This is a genomic window from Chlamydia sp. 17-3921, from assembly GCF_902705545.1.
Lineage (GTDB): Bacteria > Chlamydiota > Chlamydiia > Chlamydiales > Chlamydiaceae > Chlamydia.
The window spans coordinates 78,397-104,142 of the sequence record NZ_CACSHH010000015.1; the positions used below are offsets into that span (position 1 = coordinate 78,397).

Here is a 25,746-nt window from a genome sequence, read left to right on the forward strand (position 1 = left end):
AAATTCCTTCTTGGCTTTTTCCTAAGAATTATCTTATAGTACTCTTTCTATTATCTACGACAATCATACGGGGAGAGATTCTCATGGCGACAGAAACGCAACACAAGCTTCCTCCACCAAGGCAACAAGTATCTCAGGTCGATTGTTGGGATACTTCTCTTCTGTACAGTGATCGAGAAGCTTGGAAACAAGAACTGGATCTTTGTAGTTCTAAAAGAGAGTGTTCTCCTATATGGCCAGAACTTTCTGCATCCCAATACAATGTTGAAGACCCACAATCTCTAAGTACCTTGTTAACTCATATGTTCGCTGTAGAAAGACAGTTAGATAAACTCTATACATATGCACACCTAATTCACGATCAAGATATTACCAATCAAGAAGCTGTGGCAGATCTAAGGTCTGCTACCTATCTTTATACGCTTTTTTCTGAAGAAATCTCTTGGATACAACCTAGTCTCATAGCTCTCTCTAAAGAAAATATCACTAAAATCCTTGCTCATCCTAGTCTTGAAACTTATAAGTTCTATTTAGAAAAGATTTTTCGCCTTGCCCCACATACAGGAACCTCAAATGAAGAGAAAATTCTTGCATCTTCGTATGCAGCTCTAGAAACCTCTAGTAAAGCATTCTCTTCCCTTAATGATTCAGATATTCCTTTTGGTCAAGCCCAAGACTCCCAAAAACAAACTCACCCTTTATCCCACGCTCTAAGTTCTCTTTACATGCAGTCTACAGATCGAGAATTACGACGAACAACTTATCTCGCACAAAACCAACGTTACTACGACTACAAAAACACGTTTGCTAATCTACTTAACGGGAAAGTTCAAGCACATCTGTTCATTTCAAAAGCAAAAAATTATGATACTTGTCTGGATGCAGCATTATTTGGGAACAATATCCCCGTAGCAGTTTATACTAATCTCATAGATGAGACAAAAAAGCATTCTCATTTAATTACAAAATACTTTTCTTTAAAAAAACAAGCTCTAGGGATTAATGATTTCCATTTCTATGATGTTTTCGCTCCAATAAGTTTATCTCAAGGAAGATCATATACATATGAAGAGGGAGTGGATCTTATTTGCTCCAGTCTTCAACCTTTAGGAAAAGAATATGTCCAAATCTTAAGAAAAGGATTACTCTCAGATCGCTGGGTTGATAGATACGAAAATCAAAATAAACGATCAGGGGCATATTCTTCTGGCTGCTATGACAGTCCTCCTTATATTCTCTTAAACTATTCTGGAACTCTTTACGATGTTTCTGTTATTGCTCATGAAGCAGGCCATAGCATGCATTCCTATTTCAGTAGGAACACCCAATCTTTCCACAATGCTCAATACCCTATTTTTCTAGCAGAGATTGCATCAACATTAAATGAAATGCTGCTTATGGATGCATTAATCAAAGCAGATCAATCTAAAGAAGAAAAAATCGCAATACTCGCGCGATCATTGGATACAATTTTTGCAACTATATTCCGACAAGTCTTTTTCGCAGCATTTGAGCTTGAAATTCACACAGCAGCAGAGAAAGGAATACCTCTAACAGAAGAATTTCTTTCTCTAACATATAAAAATCTGCAAAATCAATTTTATGGAGAAGTTGTAACTTTTGATTCCCTATCATCCATAGAATGGGCTAGGATCCCTCATTTTTACTATAATTTCTATGTGTATCAATATGCAACGGGAATTATAGCAGCACTATGTTTTACTGAAAAAATTCTTTCTCACGAAGAAGGAGCTTTGGAACTTTACTTGTCATTTCTAAAAAGCGGCGGTTCCGATTATCCTTTAAATATTTTGAAAAATTCGGGAGTAGATATGACAACCATAACTCCGATACACAAAGCATTTTCGTTTATATCCAAACAAATTGATGCTTTAACACACTTACTTGCATCAAACTAGAGGATTTTTAGCACTCGCATACCGAGAACGCTAAAAATATTGATAAAAAATGAGGCTTTTGTTATCGTAACCTCAAAACTCACGAAGTCTCTTAGAACGTAAAACATAAGGAGCTTAATAATATGTCAGATCAAGCAACGACTCTCCGAATTCAACCCTTGGGAGACAGGATTCTTGTCAAAAGGGAAGAAGAGAACTCCTCTACTAGAGGTGGAATTATCTTGCCAGACACAGCAAAAAAGAAACAAGATAGAGCAGAGGTTCTTGTTTTAGGAACAGGAAAACGTAATGATGATGGCCAAATTCTTCCTTTTGAAGTCAAAGTTGGCGATATCGTTTTAATGGACAAGTACGCAGGCCAAGAAATCACCATCGATGACGAAGAATTCGTCATTTTACAGTCCTCCGAGATTATAGCCATTCTCAAATAAATAACCCCATTCATAGATCATAGAAAAGTTAAGGAGCATAACGATGGCAGCAAAAAATATTAAATATAACGAAGAAGCTAGAAAGAAAATTCAAAAGGGAGTTAAGACTTTAGCAGACGCTGTAAAAGTAACTCTAGGTCCCAAAGGAAGACACGTAGTTATTGATAAAAGCTTTGGATCTCCCCAAGTTACTAAGGACGGAGTCTCCGTTGCTAAAGAAATTGAGCTCGAAGATAAACACGAGAATATGGGAGCTCAAATGGTAAAAGAAGTCGCTAGTAAGACTGCTGACAAAGCTGGCGATGGAACCACAACAGCTACAGTTCTTGCAGAAGCTATCTACAGCGAAGGACTAAAAAATGTTACAGCTGGAGCTAACCCCATGGATCTTAAACGGGGTATCGATAAAGCTGTTAAAGTTGTCGTTGATCAACTAAAATCAATAAGTAAACCAGTACAACATCATAAAGAAATCGCTCAAGTTGCTACAATTTCTGCAAATAATGACTCTGAAATCGGTAATCTCATTGCAGAAGCTATGGAAAAAGTTGGAAAAAATGGATCCATCACAGTAGAAGAAGCTAAAGGTTTCGAAACAGTTCTTGATGTTGTTGAGGGAATGAATTTTAATAGAGGTTATCTCTCTAGCTACTTCTCTACAAACCCTGAAACACAAGAATGTGTATTGGAAGATGCTCATGTTCTTATCTACGATAAAAAAATCTCTGGTATCAAAGACTTTCTTCCAGTTCTACAACAAGTTGCAGAGTCTGGACGACCTTTATTGATCATCGCAGAAGATATCGAAGGCGAAGCTCTAGCAACACTAGTTGTTAACAGACTTAGAGCAGGTTTTAGAGTCTGCGCTGTCAAAGCTCCAGGCTTCGGAGATAGAAGAAAATCAATGCTTGAAGATATTGCCATTCTTACTGGAGGTCAACTCGTCAGTGAAGAACTCGGTATGAAGCTAGAAAGTACCACATTACAAATGCTAGGGAAAGCTAGAAAAGTTATTATCACAAAAGAAGACACAACAATTGTTGAAGGTTTAGGAAATAAAGCTGATCTTCAATCTCGTTGTGAAATCATCAAAAAGCAAATTGAAGATAGCACTTCAGATTACGATAAAGAAAAACTCCAAGAACGTTTAGCAAAACTTTCTGGAGGAGTTGCTGTAATTCGTGTAGGAGCTGCAACAGAAATTGAAATGAAAGAGAAAAAAGATCGGGTAGATGATGCTCAACATGCAACTCTTGCAGCTGTTGAAGAAGGCATTCTCCCTGGTGGAGGAACAGCTTTAATCCGCTGTATCCCAGCTTTGGAAGATTTCCTTTCAACTCTTACAAATGATGACGAGAAAATCGGTGCACGTATTATCTTGAAATCATTAACATCTCCTTTAAAACAAATTGCTACTAATGCAGGAAAAGAAGGCGCTATTATCTGCCAACAGGTGTTAGCACGATCTGCAAATGAAGGCTATGATGCTTTGCGAGATGTTTATACAGATATGATCGAGGCAGGTATTTTAGATCCTACTAAAGTCACCCGCTCTGCATTAGAAAGTGCAGCCTCTGTTGCAGGACTTCTCCTAACAACCGAAGCTTTAATTGCAGATATTCCTGAAGATAAATCTTCTCCAGCAGTTCCTGCAATGCCAGGAGCAGGAATGGATTATTAATCTGTAGAGAAATCTAATCTCTAGCTTTTAATAAAAGGTCTTTTTCTTCGTTTTGGGAGAAAAAGACCTTTTTATTTTGTATTATTTTCTCCTTGTTCTATCGTAATGATTAGCTCGTTTAACTCAATCCTTAAGCATGTTTAAGCTCCTCAAAAACCTATTCTTTTTAGGCTGTTGTTTTGTTGGCTATTTTTGGCTGAGAAAAGAAAGTATCGTAGAAAATTGGTTATCAAACCAATTACATACTCAAGTATCTATAGGCAGAATTTCCCCTAAAACCTCGGGATTTAAAATACGCCATTTATGCATTTATAATGCTTTACCATCAGAGCGATTTCCTTACGCAGCAGAAATTGAATACATAAATATTCGTTTTTCTCTTATTTCAATGCTTTTAGCAAAAAAAATCGAAATTTCTGATTTACTAGTGCATGGAGCAAATTTTACAATATTTCCCCATGATAATCATGGAACACAGACTAACTGGTCTTTGCTATGGAAAAATTTTCTTCCGATAAAAAATATCTCATATTCTGAAGCCTCCTCTACATCTAAACTAGATAAGGCCCCTATATTAGTAAAACGCTGTATCTTCGTTAATACTCGAGTACACGGACTTCGCTCTCATAACAAAGACTTCTCACCTTTAGCAGTTCCGTCCTTGGAATTTCATGGTACGAAAAGTAGCTCTGTTACTCTTCCAACTCTTTCTACAGCTTTAGCTTCTCTTCTTTACCTTGCCGTAGAAGAAAGCCTATATCATCTCAATCTTCCAGGAGATATTGTTAAACCTCTTTCGCAACAAGCAAGAGAGCACTTTCACTCTACATATTCAGAATTACAAGACCAATTTAAAGAATCCAAAATCACTCCAAGACCTACTGAAGAAATTATGGGATTCGTAAGAGAACTATTATTTCATTAAAGCTAACAAATAATCAGTGTGTACTTCTCCCAAAACAGTTTGACTTTTTACTAATTTTTCTATAAAATCTCGACGTTATGATTGTTCCGGAGTAGCTCAGCGGTAGAGCAGTGGACTGTTAATCCATTGGTCGTTGGTTCGAACCCATCCTCCGGAGTTTTTTTCGTTAACGAGTCTTTTATGACAAAGATTCTACCTTCTCAAGCCGCCTCTACAGCAATAGAGTCCCCCAACTTCCGGCAACACTGTTCTTTATCTTTCTATAAAACATATTTTTCTATAGTTGTTCTTAATATTTTATTTGTTTCTATAGTAGCATGCATTCTAGCTTTAGCCTCTCTTCTTGTTCCTCCTATGATTGTATTTGCAATTATAGCGACCATTGGTTTTTTTTTGATTTGTGCAATCCTGTTACTCATCTGTCGAGATAGGCTTATAAAAAAAACTCCTAAAGAACCTCCTCTTCTACCCTCAATTACGCCCACAGCCCCTCCTCAAGATATTAAAAATCTTAAAGCATGCTTAACAACCACTCCTTCTCATCTCCATAAATACAAACTAGATGGGGAAGAAAACTTCTTTCCGAATTTTGATACCTGGAAAGAAGTCTTTCTTAAAGATCCAGATTTTCTTTTGAAATCAATTTTAAGTAGCTGGACTCAAGAAGAGACCTCAGAAGGAATTGTTCTCACACATCCTAATATAAATTTTCATATTTTCCTTTCTCTAAATTCACATAAAGATCTTCAACAAGCTTTAACAACTGAGATAAAAGATATTGTTTTCAGAACTTACTGCGAACAAATAGTCGATACAGATTTACCACCTGATAATAAAGCTAACCCCTGTGAAATTCTGCGATACTCAAAACAAAAAGATCTTGAAAATCATGATTATTTTGTTATGTCTTCTAACTCAGAAATTTTAGAACACTCTACGACTCCTCAACATAGTCTATTTAAAATGTTTCGACAGCAGTTTTTACTTTATTACACCGCACTACTGCATAACTCGCAGTCTCAACAATTTTTGGTTATAAAACCCCTTACTAGAGGAAGCGCTCACAAAAATGTAAGACAATTAGAGTGGCTTGCGTTTTTCTCTGCTATAGAACAAATTCAATATGGTGAAGACATATCTCAAATATTATTCCCAGAAGACTATTGGAAACATTTTGTAGAAAAAAATTATTACTACAGAAATCTTTCTCCATTGGCTCTATTGAAAAAATCGTATTATCCAGAATCTAATTCTCAAGATATCTCCTTGGAAATTCTGGCTATTTCCGATATGAATACAGAAGCTGAAGAAGAATTGTTATCTACTATAAAAACATATTGCCAAAGTAAGCAAGGTACAAACCAACAACAGTCACCAACCAATTCTTAACATTTTCTTTCAATGTAATAAAAGACGGGAAAGAAGGCTTAATCGGTAACAATTCAAGGCATAAGACTCTTTCTTTAAGATTGCTCTAGCTTCCTTAACATTTTCTTGAAGTTGTTTACAATAATCGGGTAAATATTCAATATGTGGCCCAGATAGAACTGCGAAACCTTGACCAATACGACGAGAAATAATACTTGCAGGCTGATTAGGAAGATCTGCATAACGAGCTTCTATACAAACGTCAGAAAAGGTCTCGGCAACTTCAAAAAAGCACCCCCCATTAAACAAAGCATATCCTTCCCCAAACTCAGAGAAAATTTGTTTTGAAGCCCTCACACCAATAGGGCTTGTATAAGAAAAAATATTTCCATAGGCCGGCCCTTTAGCAAGCCCGGGGAAAAACCCTAAATCTCTACCAGCAGATAAAATACAACCATTGGGATTTTCAAAATACAGCTCCTTAGCACCAAAATAAGCCCCTGCACAAATTCCAAGATACTTCCCCCCTTCAAGGACAAATTCTGCAATACGAGCAGTCCCCAAGCCATGAAGAAGCTTATGATAGGGAATATCTGCACCTCCAGGAAAAACTAAAAGACTTGCTGTCTCCTCCCAAATAGGATCATAAAGAATGAACTGCCCATCAACACGACGAACTTCCCTCTCGATTTCTAAAAAATTAAGCATCTCTTTAAGAAAACGTATAGTGTGTCGAAGATAGTACGGAGAAACGCCTTGACCAGAATAAACTAAAATGCAAGATTTTTCCATAAGAGTCTCCTCTTGAACCGTATTATCTATAAATAGAAATCAAAAATAATATAAAAAGCATATTATTCATAAAAATGTTTATTATGATAAAATTATAGAAATTCTATTTCAGTTAGTAGCTAGAGCAACATGTTTTCTAACCAACATCAAATCACATCTACACGAAACAAATCTCAAGGTATTTTCTACGGTCTTGTTTCCTGCTTTTATTGGGGAATTGTCTTTGTAATTCCAAGTCTTCTTCAGTCTTTCGGAGATCTCGACATTGTCCTCACGCGTTATACTATATTTGGGATTTTTTCACTTATTACATGTCTGACTTCAAACCCCCAACTCCTTAGAGAAACTCCATTAAAACTCTGGAGGACCATCACTTTATGGTCTCTGCTAATTAACCCTGTCTATTACTTAGGAATTACTTTAGGGATCCGTTATGTCGGTTCTGCGCTCACTGTTATGATTGCAGGACTTGCGCCTATAGCCGTCCTGTGTCTCTCGAATATAAGACAAAAAGAACTTTCATGGATTCTCCTCTTTATAATTAGCTGCATTACTTTTATAGGAGTTGTTCTTACACATATTTCGGATATACATACCTCAACAACAACAATCCCTCCACTACAATATATTTTTGGAATAGTCTCAGCAGTAGTCTCCACAGGGTTATGGGTAATTTACGTCATCTATAATCAAAAGCTTTTAGAAAATAATCCAAAGCTTTCACCACAAGACCTCTGTCATCTCTTGGGAATCACCACCTTAATAATCTGTCTTCCACTCATCATTGTCCTAGACACTTGCCGAGTTACTCATATTATCCCAATTTTAGTTTCGCATACGCCAATGTCACAGCGACTTCTTTTCTTTGGTCTCTGTGTGACTATGGGAATTTTTTCTTCAGCACAAGCAATAACTTCTTGGAACAAAGCAAGTCTACGCCTATCTCCAGCCCTACTTGGTACCATGCTCATCTTTGAACCCATCTTTGGTCTGATACTTTCCTATCTCTATTCCCAAAGCCTTCCTAAAATCCTTGAGAGCATTGGAATTTTTTTAATGCTAGGAGGTAGCCTCCTAAGTCTCATCCTATTTGGGAGAAAAATAAATAAAAGCCAAGAAGAAGCTATTTAAGATACCTCAGAATAGTCTAATAACTAGTAGATTAAAAATTTAATAATCATTACCTTATAGGAACTTTACCTAGATCTCCTAGGATACCCTTTGTAACAATATTAAAAGATTCTATGGAGAAAATCTACGGCACCCTAGAACAAATACTCGTTGAAGATATAGACTCTGGAGATCTTACTGCGCATATCAAAACTTCTCACAAAGAGGAATCGATCTTAGTAAAAGGACATCTACCCCAATCACTTCAACAGTTGGGAACACAACTTCGACTTTATGGAGAATGGTGTCATGCACCCAATTTAGGAAAATATTTTCAAATTGAAAAGCATGATCTTCCCCAAACACATGAATCTCGTGGAGTTTTTAATTACCTAACATCAAAACTTATAAAAGGTATCGGTCCTAAGCTCGCAACAAAAATTATTGAAACATTTCAAACTGAAACTGCAAGAGTTTTAGATTTTCATCCTGAGCGTCTTGCAGAAGTTCCTGGCATTAGCAAAACACGATTAGAAAGTCTTTGTAAGCAACTTCAAGAACAAAAAAAACTCAGGTCTACACTTTTATTTCTTCAACAATACAATATCGCTATTCATTACGGCGTTAGAATCTACAAAAAGTATCAAGAAAAATCTATAGAGAAAATCTGTGAAGACCCCTTCCTTTTAGCTAGAGAAATGGAAGGTATAGGTTTTAAAACTGCAGACTTTATTGCTATGAGACTTGGTGTACCTCCTAACTCTCAAAGTCGCCTATGTGCCGGCATACAACATAGCTTAGAAGAATTACAGGAAGAAGGTCATACATGCTACCCTGTAAAAGCCCTAACAGAAATAGTTGTCAAGCTTCTGAACCAGGATCTTCCTAAGCAACTCATAAAACACAATGACATTGCGACGCAAATCTATCAAATGCAAGAAAGCAAAGCTCTCTATATTTGTGATATAGAAGGAATTCCACATGTATGGACTCGTTATCTTTATCTTGCAGAGCAAACTATTGCATTGGATCTCAAAAGAATTCTCTTTTCCTCAAGAAAGATTCGTCCTATAGATGGAGAAAAAGCCATAGTTTGGGTTGAAAAAAATCTCAATCTAAATTTAGCGACTAAACAAAAAGAGGCTATCAAAGCTTGCTTCTCAGAAAAACTTCATATAATCACCGGAGGACCAGGAACAGGAAAAAGTACTATAACTCAAGCCATACTGAAAATCTTTGAACAAGTTACTTATAAAATTATTTTAGCAGCCCCTACTGGAAAAGCTGCTAAACGCATGACAGAAATCACTCATAAACACTCTGTTACTATACATGCTCTCTTACAATATGATTTTAAAACAAAATCCTTCAGGAAGAATCATGAAAATCCCATAAACTGCGACCTCATTATTATCGATGAATCTGGAATGATGGATACTTATCTTCTTCATCATTTTTTAAAAGCTCTTCCTGATCATACCATTTTGATTCTTATTGGAGATGTTCATCAGCTACCAAGTATCGGTCCAGGGAATATTCTTAAAGACCTTATATCTTCAAATAAAATTAGTGTTACGGAACTTAATGAAATTTTTCGACAAGTCCATGATTCTGGAATCATTACCAACGCTCACAGAGTAAATGAAGGAGAATTTCCCATGCTCCACTCTGAATCTGGACGCAAAGACTTCTTATTTTTTCAAAAAGAGGATCCTCAAGAAGCTTTAGAATACATTATTTATCTTATAACACAGTTTGTTCCTAAAAAATATCACATCTATCCTAGAGATATTCAAATTCTCTCCCCTATGAAAAAAGGAATTTTAGGAATACATAACTTAAATAAAGAACTTAAAACAGCTCTTAATCCTAAGAAAGCTAATCTTCAAGGAAAACTTCATTCTTATGCAGTTGGAGATAAAGTTATGCAAGTTCGCAATAACTACAATAAAGAAGTCTTCAATGGAGATATTGGCTATGTCTTTGAATTAAATTTCAAAGATAAACAAGTTGTTGTACAGATGGAGGGAAGATACGTTACCTATTCTTTTGCAGAACTTGACGATCTTATCCTAGCTTATGCAACTTCTGTTCACAAATACCAAGGAAGTGAAAGTCCTTGTGTTATCATTCCTATTCATACATCACATTTTATGATGTTGTATCGAAATCTTCTTTACACAGCAATCACTCGAGGAAAACAACTAGTAATTCTTGTAGGGACTAAAAAAGCTATCGCTATAGCAACAAGAAATAATCGAGTACAACATCGCTGCACAGGACTTACTGAAGCTCTAAAAACTTTAGACTTTGCATTGAATCACGAAATCACAACCAATGATTCAGAAACTTTCTTTTAGAATTTTTAAAGCTCATACGTTTTAAGAATCAGTCTACTGTTGTAAATAACAGCCTAGGTGTTTGTAATTCAAATTTTTCATTTTCAAAATTCAAAAATTCAGAATTCCATAAATTACAAGCTAAAAACGAATCTATTTTATGGTTCTCTAAAGATCTTGGAGAAAGCATTTCCCAAATAGCAACAGCACTGTCAGGAAGAATTGGATAAGCAATTAAAGCCAACAATTTTTGACAATAACATGCACAAAATAATATCACTTCAATCTGTTGACGAGTTCCTTCTTTCAGTAATTTCCAAGGAGCCTTGTCATTAAAATACACATTACCAAGAGATGCAAGCTCCATAATTACAGAAGAAGCATTGCGTAAACTATACCTTTCATAACAAAATCTAGCTTTATTTACTAAAGCTTGAGCGTCTTGAATAAATGTTAGATCTTCATTTTTCATGAAATTTGCTTTATAACAAAGCTCTACAAACTGATTCTTTTCAGCAAACGCTAACACTCGGTTTATGAAATTGCCGAACTTCCCAACAAGTTCTGAATTACATCGTGTTTTGAAATCTAGAAAAGTAAATTCGCTATCAGAAGATTCTGGAGATGTAGCAGCTAAGACATAGCGTAATTTATCCACAGAATAAGAAGTTAAAAATGCATCCAAGTCTACATAATTCTCTTCAGATTTACTAAATTGACGACCTTCTAGCAAATAAAACTCCGAAGAAACAATAGCATCAGCCTTCTTATAAGGTAGATCCTGTCCCATCTGCATAGCAGGAAAGATTACAGCATGAAAAGGTAAGTTATCTTTTCCTATAAATTGAACGTATTCAACACCTTCTTCAAGCCAGAAACGCTTCCACGCGTCTACATCACCTTGAAGAGAAGCCCACTCCATAGTACTACTAATATAGCCAATAGGAGCGTCAAACCATACATAAAAGACCTTATTAGGGAAATCTGGTACGGGAATACCCCAGGAGAGATCTCGAGTGATTGCCCTTGGTTTTAAGTTCTCAATATAATCTATTATGAATTTACGAACATGATCACGTAAGTAACATGTTTGAACAAAAGAAAGAAGAGACTCTTTCATATATTCTAAATGTAGGTATGCATGCTCGGTTTTCTTTAAAGTAAGTTTAGCTCCAGAAAGTTTTGATTTAGGATTTAAAAGATCTATAGCTTCGTAATCTGCGCCACATTTCTGGCATTCGTCTCCTCGTGCTTGATCGAAACCACACTTAGGACAAGTTCCTTCTACATAGCGATCTGCAAGAAAACGTTTTTCTTCCTCAGAATACAATTGCTCTGAGTAAGAGTTTTCTATCACTTCATGTTTTTTCAAATGGAGATAAAAATTTTGAACAATATCTTTATGAAATAAATTGGTTGTTCTAGAGAAAATATCTAAAGAAATATTAAGCTTTTCAAAAGTATCTTTATGTAATTTATGGTATATATCTATGTAATCTTGATACTTCATTCTCATGCGTTCTGCATTTAAAGTAATTGCTATACCAAATTCATCAGAACCACAAACATAGAGAACTTCATCTCCTAACAATCTACGAAATCTTGCATACGCATCAGCCGGTAAATAGGCTCCTGCAATATGACCAAAATGCAAAGGACCATTTGCATAAGGCAATGCTGATGTGATCAATACTCGCATAATTATTACTTAACATCACTCCAGGTATATGCTGAAGGATCTTTTTTTCTACTGTGATAGCTATCTCGAGATCTTTCTGAAGAAACAGGTGGAGCAACGCATGTAATTTCTTCCATCAAATCTTCTTGAATTCCTTCTCTATCTAGCAATGATAGAATCTCAATTACAACATTAGATGAGCGTACATCTCCTTTTGCAATCTTATTTTTAGCTTGTTGGATAGCATAATTTACAAGGCTAAAAGGGCTTTCGAAAAGTAAGTTTAATTTCTCATTAGTTAAACGATTTTTATTAGTCATAAATTATTCCTATGTTCTTCTGCTACAAAAATACTTTTTACAATTTGATATGTAACAGACAAATTATCATTCACTATAACATAATCAAACTGATTGGCAACTGCGAGTTCTTTAGCACTATGTTCTAATCTTTCTTTTTTTTGAAGCAGCTCTTCAGAACCTCGCTTATCCAAACGTCGTTCCAATTCTTCATGAGAAGGGGGAGCTATAAAAATAGATACACTAGGCATCTTTTCACGAATAACCAAGGCTCCTTGAACATCAATCACTGCTATAGCGTGTTTTCCCAATGACCAAATTCTTTCTATCTCTAAACCAATTGTTCCATAATACTCTCCGAACAAGAACACCCATTCAAGAACTTTGCCTTGATCTAGAAGATTTTGAAACTCTTCTCGAGAAATAAAAAGATAATCTTTTCCAAAAACTTCATTTTCTCTAGGTTTTCGTGTTGTTATAGATAAAGTCTTCTCGAAAGAGCTTGGAAACTCTTGTTCCAGCATTTTCACTAGAGTAGTCTTCCCTGCACCTGCAGGAGCACTCACGGTGAAAAGCTTAGGTCGAGAATACTGAAGATCTCGAGAAAAAGGGTGAGAAACAGTCCAAGAATTACTCATGTGCAGATACAATTTTCTTTATAGGAGAGAAGCTTTTCCTATGACAAGGGGTAATTCCATAATGCCATAAAGCCTCAAGATGAGCAGCTGTCCCATAGCCTTTGTGTTTATCAAATCTATATTCAGGGTACTTCTCATGCAGATCTCGCATTAAATCATCTCTATGTTCTTTTGCTAAAATTGAGGCTGCTGCTATGGAGGCGGATTTTGTATCTCCTTGTAAAATTTTTCTACAAGGAATCTTGTGAGCAAGATGTAAACCATCAACAAGAAGAAAATCTGGGGACGGAAACAAAGAAGCTATTGCTAAGCTCATAGCTTCTTTAGTAGCTTCTAAAATATTAATTTCATCAATTCTTTCTACAGAAATGACTCCTATACCACAGATTACATCTGGATCTTGAAGAAGTACTTCTCGGATAGAGCCTCTTTGTTTTGCAGTAAGTTGCTTACTATCATTCACTCCAACAAAAACTTTATTTCTAGGTAAAATACAAGCTCCAGCAACTACAGGACCGGCTAAAGGCCCTCTTCCGGCTTCATCTATTCCTGCTATCAAAACAAAGCCTTCTCGAGTCATTTCTTGTTCAAAAGTCATCATCAAAGAAAATCGCTGTTCTTCATCGTAATCGATAGAAGTAGTCATATATACCGATAGAGTCACAGTTTCATAGATTGATTAATTAACTTAGAAAAAAGATCTTCTTTTAAGAATAAATTATTTTTTCTTTTTTGCAGGTCGAGATCCAATAAGTTCTTTAACCTTAGCAGCTTTTCCTGTTTTTCCTCTTAAGTAAAACAATCTGGCGCGAGCAACTTTACCTCGTTTTACAACTTCAATACTTACAATCTTAGGGCTATTAAGCAAGAAGCTCTTCTCCATACCCTCTCCGTAAGCTACGCGATGCAAAGAAACGGTTTCTCCAGAGCTACCACCCTTACGAGCCATCACGGTTCCTTGAAATACCTGAACTCTTTCTTTGCCTCCTTCAGAAATTTTCGTTGCCACACGAATAGTATCTCCAACCTTAAAATCTGTAAGATCGTTTCTACATTGTTCCTTCTTCAAACTCTCGAGTAAATTCCCCATAACACTACCTAAAATCACTTATTTCTATTCTACATTACGCAGAGAAAGTTCCCACGTATGCCCATCCAAATCTTGAGCTCGAACCACAACGAGGTTATCATGAACCTGCTTTTCTAGCAAAATACCCCCTAACAACTCCCATTTTGCTAAAACACGATAAAAACTCTTCTCATCACAAAAATATAGAGAGAACGTTGTAATTTTTTTCCTTTCTAATCCTACTTCTCTAAGCCAAAGAAATGGTTTGTTTTGATCAGATAAATATACCCATTCTTCTCTACCTTTTGAAGAACTTAAACCAAAAACTTTTGTATAAAAAATTTTTGCGCGTTTTAATATTTCAACCTCAACAACTACAGTAATTTGATCTAAAAAAGGACCTGAAGATCCGTGTGGGTCTTCTTGCTTTGAATCAAAAGGATTATTCGTACAGTAGTTATAAAGATTACGCAAATAAAGATCTAAACGTCTTTGACGAGTTCTTTCTAAACTTATCTGCTTTCTCCACGAGGCTATAGCTTTGTGGTTACCTCCTAACAGAATCTCAGGGACTTCTTTTCCTTCAAAAACTCTTGGCCGAGTATATTGTGGACCTTTCAATAAACCGTTCTCTAAAGAATCATTTTCAAAGCTTTCTTGGTTTCCTAAAACTCCTGGAATAAACCGGGATAACGTATCTATTAAAACCAAAGCGGCAAGGCCTCCATTAGTTAGGACATAATCGCCTATACTAATTTCTTCATAGACTTCATTATCTATAGCACGTTCATCTATACCTTCATAATGACCACAAAGCAAAATCAAGTGAGGGATTTGCGCAAGCTCTCGACTCTTTTTTGCTGTTAAAAGTGAACCTTGTGGAGAAAGGTATATCACCCTGGAACGCTCTGTTTTTACACTTCGAATGGCATTGACAACAGGCTCTGCCATAAGAAGCATACCGCCTCCAGAAAAAGGCTCATCGTCTACTTGTTTCCACTTACCAACTCCAAAGTCGCGTAAATTTTTACTTCGAATAGTTAGCAATTTTTTTTTAATTGCTCTTCCTAAAACACTTGACTTCAGAGGACTATCAAAATAGTCGGGGAATAAAGATATTATATCGATCTCCATTCCCATACCTCAAGCTAACTTATTTTAGATTCTGCTCGTTTCATTGCACGACGTTTACGATATTCTCTACGTTTCTTACATAATACAGATTGACGATCTGTCTTTTTAGAAACAAATTCGCTATAAACTCCTGGAGCTCCTTGCTTTACCAAAGCTTCGGCTTTCTCCGTTAACTCAGCACCTTGAGACAACCAGTAGAAAATTCGTTCACTTTTTAATAAGTAACTCTCCTTCCTATGAGGGTCATACCAACCTAATAACTCTATATACTTACCGTCACGAGGAGACTCGACATCTGCGAGCACCAATCTATAAACAACATGATTTCTACGTCCTTGTTGTCTTAAACGAATTTTTAACGCCACGAGCTTCCTCCAGACATTTTTTTCCTCATTTGTTCCATCTTCTCTTTAGTCATACCTTTAAAAAATTTTTTAGATTGCACCATACGTTTTCGAAACTGATTGACGTCCCCTAAAGTTAAACCGCAACCAGAGGCTATTCTTTTCATACGACTCATATCTAATTCTACTTTTTCTGAACGTTCTGCCGGTGTCATAGAAAGGATGATGGCTTCCGCACATTTCATTTGCCGTTCAGACCCTTCCATATCTTGCTCACTAAGCTTTGCGTTACGATTTTTCGGCATCATGCCGAAAAGTTTTTTCAATGAGCCAAAACGACGAAAAGCTTTAATCTGCTTATAATAATCTTCATAAGTAAAAGCTGCTGTTGCTAGTTTTTTCCCGAGTTCTTCATCTTCTTCTTCAGAGATGCATTGCCGAATTTCATTCACGAAATTAACGGTATCACCCATTCCTAAAATACGATCCGCCATAGAAGCCGAATTAAAAAGACGAAGATCTTGAATATATTCTCCACAACCTTCTAGTTTTATAGGCTTTCCTAACACACTCTTCATAGAGAGAATAGCCCCAGCTCTAGCATCTCCATCAGTCATTGACACAACAACACCGGTAAGATTTAGAAGCTCATCAAAAACTTTTGCAGTTGCTACAGCATCTTGTCCCATAGCAATATTCATAACAAAAAGTCGTTCTTTAGCCTGAACGACTTTTTGAATGGAGACCAGCTCACTCATAAGATCATCATCTAAATGTAGACGTCCTGCAGTATCAACTAAAACAAAATCGTAATTATGACTTTTAGCATATGCTACAGCGTCTTCAGCAATCTTTATTGGGTTATTCTCTTCTGTATGGTAAATATCGGCTTTTGTCTGAGAGATTAAAGTCTTTAATTGATCTACAGCAGCAAAACGTTTACGATCACAAGGTACAACTAAAACCTTTTTTGCCTTTTTCTCTTTTAAAACATAGGCAGCGAGCTTCGCACATGTTGTGGTTTTTCCTGCTCCTTGTAAACCACAAAGAAGCGTAACAGAAGGAAATCCTTGAATTATCAATTTTTCTTCTTCATGACTTCCTAAGAGAGATGTGAGTTCTTCATGTAAACAACGAATAAACTGTTGGCCTGGAGAAACATGCTTCCAGACTTCTTTTCCAATAATTTTTTGTTTTACCTTTGTGATAAAATCTTTCACTACTTGATAATGTACGTCTGCATCTAAAAGAGCTAAACGAACCTCTCTAATGGCATCTGCAATGTTTTCTTCTGTAATTCTTCGAGAAGAGGTTAAAGAAGAAAGTATAGAGGAGAGTTTTTGTGTTAAAGAACCGATCATTTATCAAGAGAAAATCACGAATAAACTGCTGAGGATACAGGATCACTTGCATCCATTTCAAGAAAAAAAAATCTATCCCAGCCAGAGAGATCTTTCTGTAAACGACCTGAAATACCATATTTAGAAAAAATAGTTTGCACTTGAATCCCCTGGTTATAACCAATTTCTAACCATCCAACGCCATGAGGGTGTAAAATTTTTGATAAATTTTCTGCAATTCGAATATAAAATTCTAATCCAGTAGCTCCTCCAACAAGAGCTTTCCAAGGTTCATAGCAACGCACTTCGGGATCAACACGCATAACTTCTTTAAATGATAAATAAGGAGGATTACATACTAAAACATCTCCTGGAGAAGAATAGGGGTCGAATAAGTCTCCCAAAAATACCTCAACATTCAGACCGTTATTTACAGCGTTTTGCTTTGCGACAGAAACAGCTTTCGGACAAATATCTGAAAGAAAAACTTTTATGTGAGGACAAAACTTTTTTATAGCCAACCCCAAACAGCCGCTACCACAACATACATCATATACCGTTTGAATTTCTGAATGAGCTAAAATATATTTTATCACTTGTTCTGCAAGAATTTCTGTTTCCATTCTAGGTATTAAAACCCGAGAATCAACGATTAGAGAAAGGCCTAAAAAAGAAACAGAACCATGAATATAAGCCGTAGGGCACCTTTCTCCTCGAAATTTCAATTTTTGATAATAAGCCAATAAAACATCGTCAGAAATGAAAGAATGTTCTCTCAATTGAGCAAGAGAGGTTATTCCGAGAAGATCCATGAGGATGTATGCAGCTTCACGATCCTCAAAAGCCACACCATAATATTTGAGGTACTCTGCTGCCTCTTTAAGAATAGTCTTGAGTTCCATTTTCTAGAAGCTGATGATACGCATGACTAACCAAAGCTGTTGTAATAGGATCTAGATCCCCCTCCATAACTTTATCTAAGCTATATAAAGTGAGTCCTATCCTATGATCTGTAACTCGATTCTGCGAAAAATTATAAGTTCGTATTCTTTCCGAGCGATCTCCACTTCCAACCTGTGCAGAACGCATCGCAGAAGCTTCTTTATGTCTCTTTTGCATTTCAGCATCACGTATTCTAGCTTTTAGAATTCGCATAGCTTTATCCTTATTTTTATGCTGACTACGCTCATCTTGACAAGTTACAACAACTCCTGTGGGCATATGAGTAATTCGTACAGCAGAATCTGTAACATTAACATGTTGCCCTCCTGCTCCAGAAGCTCTAAACGTATCTATTCTTAGATCTTTCTCATCAATAAACACTTCCACATCGTCCTCTGGAGGTTCCGGCAATACAGCCACAGTAATAGCCGATGTATGAACACGCCCCTGAGTTTCCGTTTCAGGAACTCGTTGAACTCGATGTGTACCAGCCTCATATTGAAGAAAACGCTTTACTCCAGTTCCTGAGATTCCCATTACATATTCTTTATAACCCTTAAGATCCGACTCTGACGCAGACAATACTTCGCACTTCCATCCTTTGGCAGAAGAATACAGATGATACATACGCACACAATCGCCTACAAAAAGAGCCGCTTCTTCACCACCTGTTCCGGCTCGCAATTCCATAATAACATTAAGATCGTCATCAGGGTCTGGAGGAACAAGAAAATTTTCTAAAATTTTTGCAAGTTTTTCAATATTAACTTTACTTTCAGCAATCTCTTCTTCCAACATAGCGATCATTTCTGGATCTTTTTCAGTAGCTAAAGCCTGCTTATCATCTATTAAAACTTTTTCTAGGTTTTGAATTTGTGTATAAACATTTTTTAATTCAGAAAGTCGCGCATGTTCTTTGCTAAGAGCTTTATACTCCTTAGGATGATCAAAAATTTCGGGTGTTGCAATCTTTATTTCGATCTCTTCTAGACGTTTTAAATATTCAGCAATCTTTTTTTTCATCAAAAATATTCTTTGTCAGAAAATTAAACAAAAAGCATCTGAAGTTTGATTTTTTCAGTAACTAACAGCGCATAAACTCGATCAAAATACTGCATCAACACGCTTATTGCAAGCGTAAGATTAAAATAAAAAGCTCATCACAGCTTTAATAAAGGTGATGAGCTTTTTCTATTATAAAAATAAAGCCTAATTATTTTTTCTTCTTTGTGGATTTTTTCTTTCCTTTAGAAACTGTACTAGACTCTTCATCTAACTGAGGTTGTTGAACAGAAAGCTTTACAGAACTGTAACGCTTTAGGAACTTGTCCACACGTCCTTCTGCATCAACCAATTTCTTACTTCCAGTAAAGAACGGATGTGAAGAAGAAGATACGCTAACATAACATACTGGATATTCTACACCTTCGTAAGTTTCCATTTTTTCAGTTTGATATGTAGATCCACACACAAACTTATATCCCGTCGAAGAATCCACAAATAAAACTTGCCTGTACTCAGGATGTATATTCTTTTTCATATTGACAACTCCAAAATCACCATCCTACTATAAGAAAGGTTGAAGTAGGATGAGCTTCAAGTAAAAAAGTTTATCGCAAGGACCCATGAAAAAGCAAGGAAAAACACTTTTAGTATTTCTATTTCTAAACTTTCTTTTTCCTTACTCAGGAGCCCTTCACACACAAGAGATCCACTCAATACAACAAAATATTTTTCTTGCTAAACCTGGAGATTACGCTGTTTTCAGTCGAGGCACCCAACGCATCTTTGTCTTAGTTAAATCTTCATCTATAAATTCTGTCTGGCTAGAGATCATAGACTTTCCTAGCCTGCTCTGTTCCGAAAGAAATTTTCTTCAAGAAACTTCATGGAAGTCAGCTATTCACCACCTAAAATCTCCAGCAACAGTTATTGTTATTTTCTTATCCAAAGAACAACTCAAAGCTTTTTCCTTGTGTCCAAAAACTAAAAAATTATATCCAATTTCAAATGCACAAAACATACCGTTATTAATAAAGATCTTTAAAATTCCTCTTACTCCAGCACCTAAACATCTTATTAAAATGGGGAAAGATCACAACCCCTGGTCTCCTAAGGTTACTTTAGAAGAATCCTCTACGGCATCTGCAACAACAGAGGCTCTACTTGGTTCATGGCCAAAAGATCTTTCAATCCTTTCGGAAGCCGATATTTTAATGTATTTCACTCACCCAACTATTTCTGTATTTCCTCTATGGGCAAGCATCAACACTCCTAAAGGTCCTACCGTATTAAGAGCTTTAAGCGTAGGTCATGAAGCAACTTCTCCCTATGAATATTCTCTACCTGAAATTGATGCTTAAGACTTTTTTGATCGAAAATCTTAGATGGTGAAATGTAATGATTTCACTCGATAAGAAAAGACATGAGTTTTAATAAAGTGGGTTTTTTATTTTGAATGTTATAAAACTAGTAGAAGCAGTAATGATCTGCGATTAAATCGCAGGTAAGATTTCAAAATAAAGAACTACGAATTCAACCTTTTTCCATGAAGAATTATTCCTTACGTAAAAGCCGTCAAACTCTTCACAGAGCCTATAGACTCCTTAAAACAAAAAGCTTAATAAAGTCCCCTGAAAAATATCAATATCTCCAACAGTTACTATCACAATTAGAAGAAACTATTTTTCAACAAGATACAGAAACTGCAGCATTATTAGCTCAACAAGCACAGGCTTTTTGTAAAAGATTTCCGATATCTTTCTCTAGGAAAGTTTTCGAATTTGCTAAAGCGATTTTCTTTGCAGCTGTAGTCGCTTTTCTCATAAGGCAATTTTGGTTTGAACTTTATGAAGTTCCTACAGGTTCAATGCGCCCCACTATTTTGGAGCAAGATCGCATTATTGTTTCTAAAACGACTTTTGGTTTACATTGCCCTTTTATAAAAAAACCTTGGGGATTCTCCCCGAAGGCCATTTCACGTGGAAGTCTTGTAGTTTTTACTGTTGGAGGACTTCCCATTCCTGATTCTGATACAAAATATTTTGGATTCATCTCTGGGAAAAAACGGTATGTTAAACGTTGTATGGGCAAGCCCGGGGATATTTTATACTTTTATGGGGGGAAACTTTACGGCTTAGATGTTAATGGGGATCCTATAAACTACCTCTTAGAAAAAGATTTGGATCAGCTTTATCATGTCCCCTATATTTGCTTTGACGGTACGACAAATATTTCTTCGTCGGATACTCAAACGTCCATTACATTCAAACAAATGAATCAGCCTTGTGGAAAAATAATTTTTCCACAAGAAAGCGCATACGGTCAATTCTTTTACGATAAAGCATGGTATGATGACATCCCTAATAATTTAAAAGAATCTCTTCCGAAGCCAGCAAGTTATGCGGATTTATTTGGGATGCGGCACTATGCTATGGTTCGAATTCTCACAAAAAAACAAGCTCTTAAAGCACATCCTCTACCAACAAATAGCGACAAAACACAAGCTTACCTGGAAATTTGCCACACTCCGAATCTCTCTTATCCACCACCACTCTTACGTCACTATAATAAAGGGCATCAACTGATTCCAACTATTCATCCTATGAAAACACTACTCCCTTTAAGAAAGGAGCATCTTCACCTTATCCGAAAGAACCTAACAACCTCTCGTTTTATTGTGTCTCAAGGGTTAGCATATAAATATCAACCATTTAAAATTAGCTCTTCGGCAAAAACTTTCGCACTTGCGTTGCCGAAGGTTCCTAATGGTTGCTACGAATTTTCCAAAGGAGAAGCGTATCAAATTGGTTTCGGAGGCATTCGCTATAAACTTAAGCCAACGCACTCGTTAACAAAACTTAGTAATGCTCAGGTCATAGAACTTTTTAACTGCGGAGTCAGCTTTAGCTCCATTTTTACACCTACGAATCCACAACAAGCTCCCTTACCAAACCGGTACGCCTTTTTTAATCAGGGGAACCTATACATTATGGATTCTCCGATTTTCATAGAAAATGACCCAACTTTGCAAAAATTTATAGAATCTGAAAAAGCAAAACAAGAAGTATCATCTCCGACTCAGCCTTATATAGCTTTTATAGATCGCGGCTCTCCACCAAAAAATCCTGAACTCTTTAAAGAGTTTATTTATAATTTTGGCCTTAAAATCCCAGAAGGTCATGTTTTAGTTTTAGGAGATAACTATCCCATGAGCGCTGACAGTCGTGAATTTGGATTTGTCCCTGTAGAAAACCTGTTAGGCACTCCCTTATGGACATTTTGGCCTTTAAGTCACTTTGGAAGACTTTCTAACGTTTTATCTCCGAAAGCTCTACCAGGATACCTGGTCAATGGAACAGCTTTAGTAATAGTGCTTTCTTCTATATGCTACTTCTTTTATCAAAGAAAACGCCGATTATTTCCTAAAAGTGAGAATCCCCAAGATCCAAAAATTCACCCATAACAGTAGGTTCTTGATATGAAACTTTGGGATCAGCTCTAACGCTAACTGAGATAGTAATATTAGTGGGGTATCCATTGATATCCCAATCTACACCTTGATCGTTTGGTTCCGAGACAAATTCATATGTTGTTGTTAACGTCTCTTCACAAATATAAGGTTCATATTGCAAAAACGCTTTTTGTACTTTTTCAGAAGTAAATAATTTTAAAGAGATGCGATCTGAAACATGTAGTTGAAGTTGGCGACGCATTGTATTGATCTTATTAACAAGCTCTCTCGCAATGGCTTCAATAATAAGCTCCTCTGACAACTGGCAATCTAAAACAACGGAAAATATTCCAGAGCTACGAGCAATATAGCCCTGTTGAGTTTGAAGACATATTATAACATCCTCAGGACCTAGGATAATTTCTTCATTACCGAGTACCAAAGTGTAGCTTTTTCCATGAGTCAAAAAATAAATTGCATCTTCTGGTAACTCTTCTAAAGCTATCTGAATTTCGCGCATCTTAGATCCAACTTTCTTACCCAAAACACGGAAATTAGGTTTAACTGTTGTAGTAACAAAATTGGGAGTCTCTTTATAAAAAATGATATTTTTTACATTCAATTCTTCTAAGATCAAAGATTCAAAAGTAGACAAAGCATCTAACCTTTCCCGTGGTCCTACAATGTAAAAATTTGCCAAGGGTTGACGCACTTTTAACTTATGCTCTTTTCTTAAAGAATGGCCAAGCCCAACAATTTCTCTAACATCCTGCATACGCTGTTCTAAATCTACCAAGATCTTTGAATCTATAACCTCGGGGAAATCACAAAGATGCACAGATTCTTCTTCACCAGCAGTCTTTAACTGCTGGAAAATATCTTCGGCAATAAAAGGAACAAAAGGAGCTATCACCTTACAGAAAACAAAAAGCACTTCATACAAGGTAGCAAAAGCAGCTCTCCTATCTGGAGAATCTTCAGACTCCCAAAAACGCCTTCGACTACGTCGAATGTACCAATTTGTTAAATCTTCAATAAATGCAACAAAAGGCTCCACAGCAGAGTTTAGATTATACTCCTTCATTCCAGCACGGACTTTGCCAACAACACTGTACAAATTTGATAAGATCCATGAATCCATTTCAGTATATATAAGTTCTTGATCTGGAGTTTTAGGATCAAATCCGTATAAATTTGAGTAAATTTTATAAAAGGATAAAACGTTAGTTAATGGGAGTAAAACAAGCTTTAAAACACTTTCAACCCCCTTATCAGAGAAACGAAGATCTTCAGCTTTTACAACGACACTATGTAGCAAATATAATCGTAAAGCATCTGCTCCGTATGTATCTAAAATAAATTTTGGACTTGGGTAATTACTTAAACGCTTGGACATCTTATTGCCATCTTTAGCCAAGACAATCCCATTCACAATAACATTACGAAATGCCGGACGATCAAAAAGTGCTGCAGCAATTACTGTAAGAGTATAAAACCATCCTCGAGTTTGGTCTAACCCTTCAGAAATAAAATCTGCAGGAAAGGCTTCTTCGGTTGCTTGCTTGTTCTCGAAAGGATAATGATTCTGAGCATAAGGCATAGCTCCAGAATCAAACCAACAATCAAATACATAAGGTATTCTAAAAAATGTTTTCCCGTTTTTTACAATTTTTAAATGATCTATAAAGTGCCTATGAAGATCTTCTATTTTTTCTCCAGATAATGCCTCTAGCTCTTGAATAGAACCTATAACAAGAGTTTCTCCATCACTACTTTTCCAAATAGGAATAGGTGTTCCCCAATAACGATTCCTACTAATAGCCCAATCTCTAGCGCCTTTCAGCCATTTCCCAAAACGACCTTCTTTAAGATAGTTAGGAACCCAATGAATTTGAGAGTTTGCTTTAAGCATTTTCTCTTTAATTTGCTCAACAGCAACAAACCAGGAATTGACAGCTTTGTAGATTAAAGGAGTGTCTGTCCTCCAACAAAAAGGATATCGATGTTTAATTGTTCCTTGATAGAAAATTTTATTAGCAACCTTTAGAGACGTAATTATGTTCTTATCAGTATTTTTTATATACTGCCCACTGTATTCAGGAATCTCTTCTGTAAAACATCCATGATCGTCCACTGGACAAACCATAGGAACATCATGATCTTTACAAACAAAAAAGTCGGCTTCACCAAAAGCTGGAGCCATGTGTACGACTCCAGTCCCCTCACTTTCTTCAACAAAGGGCCCAGAAAGTACTTTAAACGCACCTTCTTTTCTTTTATTTTCGAAATAAGAAAATGGCGGCTCATAACACTTTCCAACCAACTCTACGCCAGAAAATTTATCTAAAACTACAAAGGATTCAGGATTAGAAAACCATCGAGGCAAGCATCCCTGACCTAAAATCCATTGCTCTTTAGTTTTTTTATCTTCAATACGAACATAGGTTATTCCCTCTCCAACAGCAACAGCCATATTGGAAATTAAAGTCCACGGCGTTGTTGTCCAAACAAGAAGAGATGCAGCATCTCCACATAAAGCAAATTTGAGAACTACTGAAGGATCATTTACTTCTTTATAATTTTGACCAGCTTCAAAATTTGATAAAGGTGTCCCTAGTTTGGTAGAAAATGGGACAACTTTAGTTCCCTCATAAATAAGACCTTGTTCGTAGAGAGATTTGAAAACCCACCAAACACTTTCCATAAAAGAAAGATCCATGGTTTTCCAAGTAGAGGAAAAATCTACCCAACGTCCTAACCGTTGAATGTAATTTTCCCATTCATGGACATAGCGGAAAACTATTTTCCGACATTCTTCATTAAACGCGCCTATTCCAAAATTTTCTATAGCCCCTGGAGAAGTGAGCTCAAGCGTTTTCTCAACCTCATACTCTACAGGAACCCCATGACAATCCCAACCAAAACGACGTGGAACATAATATCCTTGCATAGTCGCATATCGACTCACAACATCTTTAAGAGTACTAGCCAATAAGTGGCCATAATGAGGTAACCCCGTAGCAAAGGGTGGTCCATCATAAAAGGAGTAAAGAGGTTTTCCTAAGCGATTATTTAGAGATTTAAAAAAAATATCATGAGTTTTCCAAAAATCTAAGATACTTTCTTCCCTTGCAGCAAAGTTTCCTTTGCAGCTTTCTTCCATAGTCATGCTTGCTCGCAAGATAGTCATAGATTAAAAATTCACTTAAGGTTAAAGTTTTTTAAAGTTTTCGTCCAGATTCGAGTATCACTAGATAATTTATGCTTGGTTGTGTAAAAACAAC

General features: G+C 36.3%; 22 protein-coding genes and 1 tRNA gene. 10 read left to right on the forward strand and 13 right to left on the reverse strand.

Going from position 1 to position 25,746, the window contains the following annotated elements; all coding sequences use genetic code 11:
- Window positions 1–83 precede the first annotated feature (83 nt).
- The 6 genes from pepF (at window position 84) to JMS40_RS04155 (ending at window position 6,345) form a co-directional block, all read left to right on the forward strand.
- Window positions 84–1,919 (forward strand): oligoendopeptidase F, encoded by a 1,836-nt coding sequence (gene pepF, locus JMS40_RS04130; RefSeq protein WP_201457097.1) that lies wholly within the window; start codon window positions 84–86, stop codon window positions 1,917–1,919.
- A 122-nt stretch (window positions 1,920–2,041) separates the two neighbouring features.
- Window positions 2,042–2,350 carry a co-chaperone GroES gene (locus JMS40_RS04135; RefSeq protein ID WP_201457013.1) on the forward strand — a complete coding sequence of 103 codons (309 nt, stop codon included), beginning with the start codon at window positions 2,042–2,044 and terminating at the stop codon, window positions 2,348–2,350.
- Between the two features lie 43 nt (window positions 2,351–2,393).
- Window positions 2,394–4,031, forward strand: a complete 1,638-nt coding sequence (gene groL, locus JMS40_RS04140; protein WP_201457014.1) for a chaperonin GroEL — start codon at window positions 2,394–2,396, stop codon at window positions 4,029–4,031.
- Between the two features lie 136 nt (window positions 4,032–4,167).
- On the forward strand, window positions 4,168–4,956 hold the full coding sequence (locus JMS40_RS04145; RefSeq protein WP_201457015.1) for a hypothetical protein: 789 nt from the start codon (window positions 4,168–4,170) through the stop codon (window positions 4,954–4,956).
- Window positions 4,957–5,041: 85 nt separating this feature from the next.
- Window positions 5,042–5,113, forward strand: a tRNA-Asn gene (locus JMS40_RS04150).
- 23 nt (window positions 5,114–5,136) lie between these two features.
- Window positions 5,137–6,345 carry a hypothetical protein gene (locus JMS40_RS04155; protein WP_201457016.1) on the forward strand — a complete coding sequence of 403 codons (1,209 nt, stop codon included), beginning with the start codon at window positions 5,137–5,139 and terminating at the stop codon, window positions 6,343–6,345.
- 9 nt (window positions 6,346–6,354) lie between these two features.
- Here the strand turns inward: JMS40_RS04155 and JMS40_RS04160 are convergent, their stop codons facing one another.
- Window positions 6,355–7,116 (reverse strand): BPL-N domain-containing protein, encoded by a 762-nt coding sequence (locus JMS40_RS04160; protein ID WP_201457017.1) that lies wholly within the window; start codon window positions 7,114–7,116, stop codon window positions 6,355–6,357.
- A 129-nt stretch (window positions 7,117–7,245) separates the two neighbouring features.
- Here JMS40_RS04160 and JMS40_RS04165 point away from each other — a divergent pair, with 129 nt between their 5' ends.
- Both JMS40_RS04165 and JMS40_RS04170 read left to right on the forward strand, forming a co-directional pair.
- The gene (locus tag JMS40_RS04165) at window positions 7,246–8,247 is read left to right on the forward strand and encodes a DMT family transporter (protein ID WP_201457018.1); all 1,002 of its coding nucleotides are present in this window, start codon (window positions 7,246–7,248) and stop codon (window positions 8,245–8,247) included.
- 113 nt (window positions 8,248–8,360) lie between these two features.
- Window positions 8,361–10,586: an ATP-dependent RecD-like DNA helicase gene (locus tag JMS40_RS04170; RefSeq protein WP_201457019.1), complete on the forward strand. Its 2,226-nt coding sequence runs from the start codon at window positions 8,361–8,363 to the stop codon at window positions 10,584–10,586.
- 28 nt (window positions 10,587–10,614) lie between these two features.
- On the opposite strand, the gene metG is transcribed toward JMS40_RS04170, so the two are convergent.
- The 11 genes from metG to JMS40_RS04225 all read right to left on the reverse strand — a co-directional run bounded on the left by metG (window position 10,615) and on the right by JMS40_RS04225 (window position 19,549).
- Entirely contained in the window at window positions 10,615–12,264 is a 1,650-nt protein-coding gene (gene metG / locus JMS40_RS04175; protein ID WP_236558950.1) for a methionine--tRNA ligase, read from the reverse strand.
- Between the two features lie 5 nt (window positions 12,265–12,269).
- Window positions 12,270–12,563 (reverse strand): hypothetical protein, encoded by a 294-nt coding sequence (locus tag JMS40_RS04180; RefSeq protein WP_201457020.1) that lies wholly within the window; start codon window positions 12,561–12,563, stop codon window positions 12,270–12,272.
- The gene (gene gmk / locus JMS40_RS04185; protein WP_201457021.1) at window positions 12,560–13,180 is read right to left on the reverse strand and encodes a guanylate kinase; all 621 of its coding nucleotides are present in this window, start codon (window positions 13,178–13,180) and stop codon (window positions 12,560–12,562) included. The genes JMS40_RS04180 and gmk overlap by 4 nt, the downstream gene beginning before the upstream one ends.
- Window positions 13,173–13,826: a ribonuclease HII gene (locus tag JMS40_RS04190; RefSeq protein WP_201457022.1), complete on the reverse strand. Its 654-nt coding sequence runs from the start codon at window positions 13,824–13,826 to the stop codon at window positions 13,173–13,175. Before JMS40_RS04190 ends, gmk begins: the two co-directional genes overlap by 8 nt.
- A gap of 72 nt (window positions 13,827–13,898) precedes the next feature.
- Window positions 13,899–14,270 (reverse strand): 50S ribosomal protein L19, encoded by a 372-nt coding sequence (rplS, locus tag JMS40_RS04195; protein WP_201457023.1) that lies wholly within the window; start codon window positions 14,268–14,270, stop codon window positions 13,899–13,901.
- A gap of 24 nt (window positions 14,271–14,294) precedes the next feature.
- Entirely contained in the window at window positions 14,295–15,383 is a 1,089-nt protein-coding gene (trmD, locus tag JMS40_RS04200) for a tRNA (guanosine(37)-N1)-methyltransferase TrmD (RefSeq protein ID WP_201457024.1), read from the reverse strand.
- A gap of 14 nt (window positions 15,384–15,397) precedes the next feature.
- A complete protein-coding gene (locus JMS40_RS04205; RefSeq protein WP_201457025.1) occupies window positions 15,398–15,748 on the reverse strand; it encodes a 30S ribosomal protein S16 in 351 nt (116 codons plus the stop codon).
- Window positions 15,739–17,088 carry a signal recognition particle protein gene (gene ffh / locus JMS40_RS04210; protein ID WP_201457026.1) on the reverse strand — a complete coding sequence of 450 codons (1,350 nt, stop codon included), beginning with the start codon at window positions 17,086–17,088 and terminating at the stop codon, window positions 15,739–15,741. Before ffh ends, JMS40_RS04205 begins: the two co-directional genes overlap by 10 nt.
- Before the next feature lie 14 nt (window positions 17,089–17,102).
- Window positions 17,103–17,969: a peptide chain release factor N(5)-glutamine methyltransferase gene (gene prmC / locus JMS40_RS04215; RefSeq protein ID WP_201457027.1), complete on the reverse strand. Its 867-nt coding sequence runs from the start codon at window positions 17,967–17,969 to the stop codon at window positions 17,103–17,105.
- Complete coding sequence (gene prfA / locus JMS40_RS04220; protein ID WP_201457028.1) at window positions 17,947–19,032, reverse strand: peptide chain release factor 1; 1,086 nt, start codon at window positions 19,030–19,032, stop codon at window positions 17,947–17,949. The genes prmC and prfA overlap by 23 nt, the downstream gene beginning before the upstream one ends.
- A gap of 190 nt (window positions 19,033–19,222) precedes the next feature.
- The gene (locus JMS40_RS04225; RefSeq protein WP_201457029.1) at window positions 19,223–19,549 is read right to left on the reverse strand and encodes a type B 50S ribosomal protein L31; all 327 of its coding nucleotides are present in this window, start codon (window positions 19,547–19,549) and stop codon (window positions 19,223–19,225) included.
- An 85-nt stretch (window positions 19,550–19,634) separates the two neighbouring features.
- Between JMS40_RS04225 and JMS40_RS04230 the strand changes: the two genes are divergently transcribed.
- A complete protein-coding gene (locus tag JMS40_RS04230; protein WP_201457030.1) occupies window positions 19,635–20,372 on the forward strand; it encodes a hypothetical protein in 738 nt (245 codons plus the stop codon).
- Between the two features lie 185 nt (window positions 20,373–20,557).
- Window positions 20,558–22,474 (forward strand): signal peptidase I, encoded by a 1,917-nt coding sequence (gene lepB / locus JMS40_RS04235; protein WP_201457031.1) that lies wholly within the window; start codon window positions 20,558–20,560, stop codon window positions 22,472–22,474.
- Here the strand turns inward: lepB and ileS are convergent.
- Window positions 22,434–25,625, reverse strand: coding sequence for an isoleucine--tRNA ligase (ileS, locus tag JMS40_RS04240; protein WP_370545340.1), 3,192 nt, complete (start codon window positions 25,623–25,625; stop codon window positions 22,434–22,436). The genes lepB and ileS overlap by 41 nt on opposite strands.
- Window positions 25,626–25,746: the final 121 nt, after the last annotated feature.

What these genes read in the sequence shown, in the direction of transcription:
- pepF (WP_201457097.1), top strand. Translation starts at nt 84, where the DNA reads ATGGCGACAGAAACGCAACACAAGCTTCCTCCACCAAGGCAACAAGTA.
- JMS40_RS04135 (WP_201457013.1), top strand. Translation starts at nt 2,042, where the DNA reads ATGTCAGATCAAGCAACGACTCTCCGAATTCAACCCTTGGGAGACAGG.
- groL (WP_201457014.1), top strand. Translation starts at nt 2,394, where the DNA reads ATGGCAGCAAAAAATATTAAATATAACGAAGAAGCTAGAAAGAAAATT.
- JMS40_RS04145 (WP_201457015.1), top strand. Translation starts at nt 4,168, where the DNA reads ATGTTTAAGCTCCTCAAAAACCTATTCTTTTTAGGCTGTTGTTTTGTT.
- JMS40_RS04155 (WP_201457016.1), top strand. Translation starts at nt 5,137, where the DNA reads ATGACAAAGATTCTACCTTCTCAAGCCGCCTCTACAGCAATAGAGTCC.
- JMS40_RS04160 (WP_201457017.1), bottom strand. Translation starts at nt 7,116, where the DNA reads ATGGAAAAATCTTGCATTTTAGTTTATTCTGGTCAAGGCGTTTCTCCG.
- JMS40_RS04165 (WP_201457018.1), top strand. Translation starts at nt 7,246, where the DNA reads ATGTTTTCTAACCAACATCAAATCACATCTACACGAAACAAATCTCAA.
- JMS40_RS04170 (WP_201457019.1), top strand. Translation starts at nt 8,361, where the DNA reads ATGGAGAAAATCTACGGCACCCTAGAACAAATACTCGTTGAAGATATA.
- metG (WP_236558950.1), bottom strand. Translation starts at nt 12,264, where the DNA reads ATGCGAGTATTGATCACATCAGCATTGCCTTATGCAAATGGTCCTTTG.
- JMS40_RS04180 (WP_201457020.1), bottom strand. Translation starts at nt 12,563, where the DNA reads ATGACTAATAAAAATCGTTTAACTAATGAGAAATTAAACTTACTTTTC.
- gmk (WP_201457021.1), bottom strand. Translation starts at nt 13,180, where the DNA reads ATGAGTAATTCTTGGACTGTTTCTCACCCTTTTTCTCGAGATCTTCAG.
- JMS40_RS04190 (WP_201457022.1), bottom strand. Translation starts at nt 13,826, where the DNA reads ATGACTACTTCTATCGATTACGATGAAGAACAGCGATTTTCTTTGATG.
- rplS (WP_201457023.1), bottom strand. Translation starts at nt 14,270, where the DNA reads ATGGGGAATTTACTCGAGAGTTTGAAGAAGGAACAATGTAGAAACGAT.
- trmD (WP_201457024.1), bottom strand. Translation starts at nt 15,383, where the DNA reads ATGGAGATCGATATAATATCTTTATTCCCCGACTATTTTGATAGTCCT.
- ffh (WP_201457026.1), bottom strand. Translation starts at nt 17,088, where the DNA reads ATGATCGGTTCTTTAACACAAAAACTCTCCTCTATACTTTCTTCTTTA.
- prmC (WP_201457027.1), bottom strand. Translation starts at nt 17,969, where the DNA reads ATGGAACTCAAGACTATTCTTAAAGAGGCAGCAGAGTACCTCAAATAT.
- prfA (WP_201457028.1), bottom strand. Translation starts at nt 19,032, where the DNA reads ATGAAAAAAAAGATTGCTGAATATTTAAAACGTCTAGAAGAGATCGAA.
- JMS40_RS04225 (WP_201457029.1), bottom strand. Translation starts at nt 19,549, where the DNA reads ATGAAAAAGAATATACATCCTGAGTACAGGCAAGTTTTATTTGTGGAT.
- JMS40_RS04230 (WP_201457030.1), top strand. Translation starts at nt 19,635, where the DNA reads ATGAAAAAGCAAGGAAAAACACTTTTAGTATTTCTATTTCTAAACTTT.
- lepB (WP_201457031.1), top strand. Translation starts at nt 20,558, where the DNA reads ATGAAGAATTATTCCTTACGTAAAAGCCGTCAAACTCTTCACAGAGCC.
- ileS (WP_370545340.1), bottom strand. Translation starts at nt 25,625, where the DNA reads ATGGAAGAAAGCTGCAAAGGAAACTTTGCTGCAAGGGAAGAAAGTATC.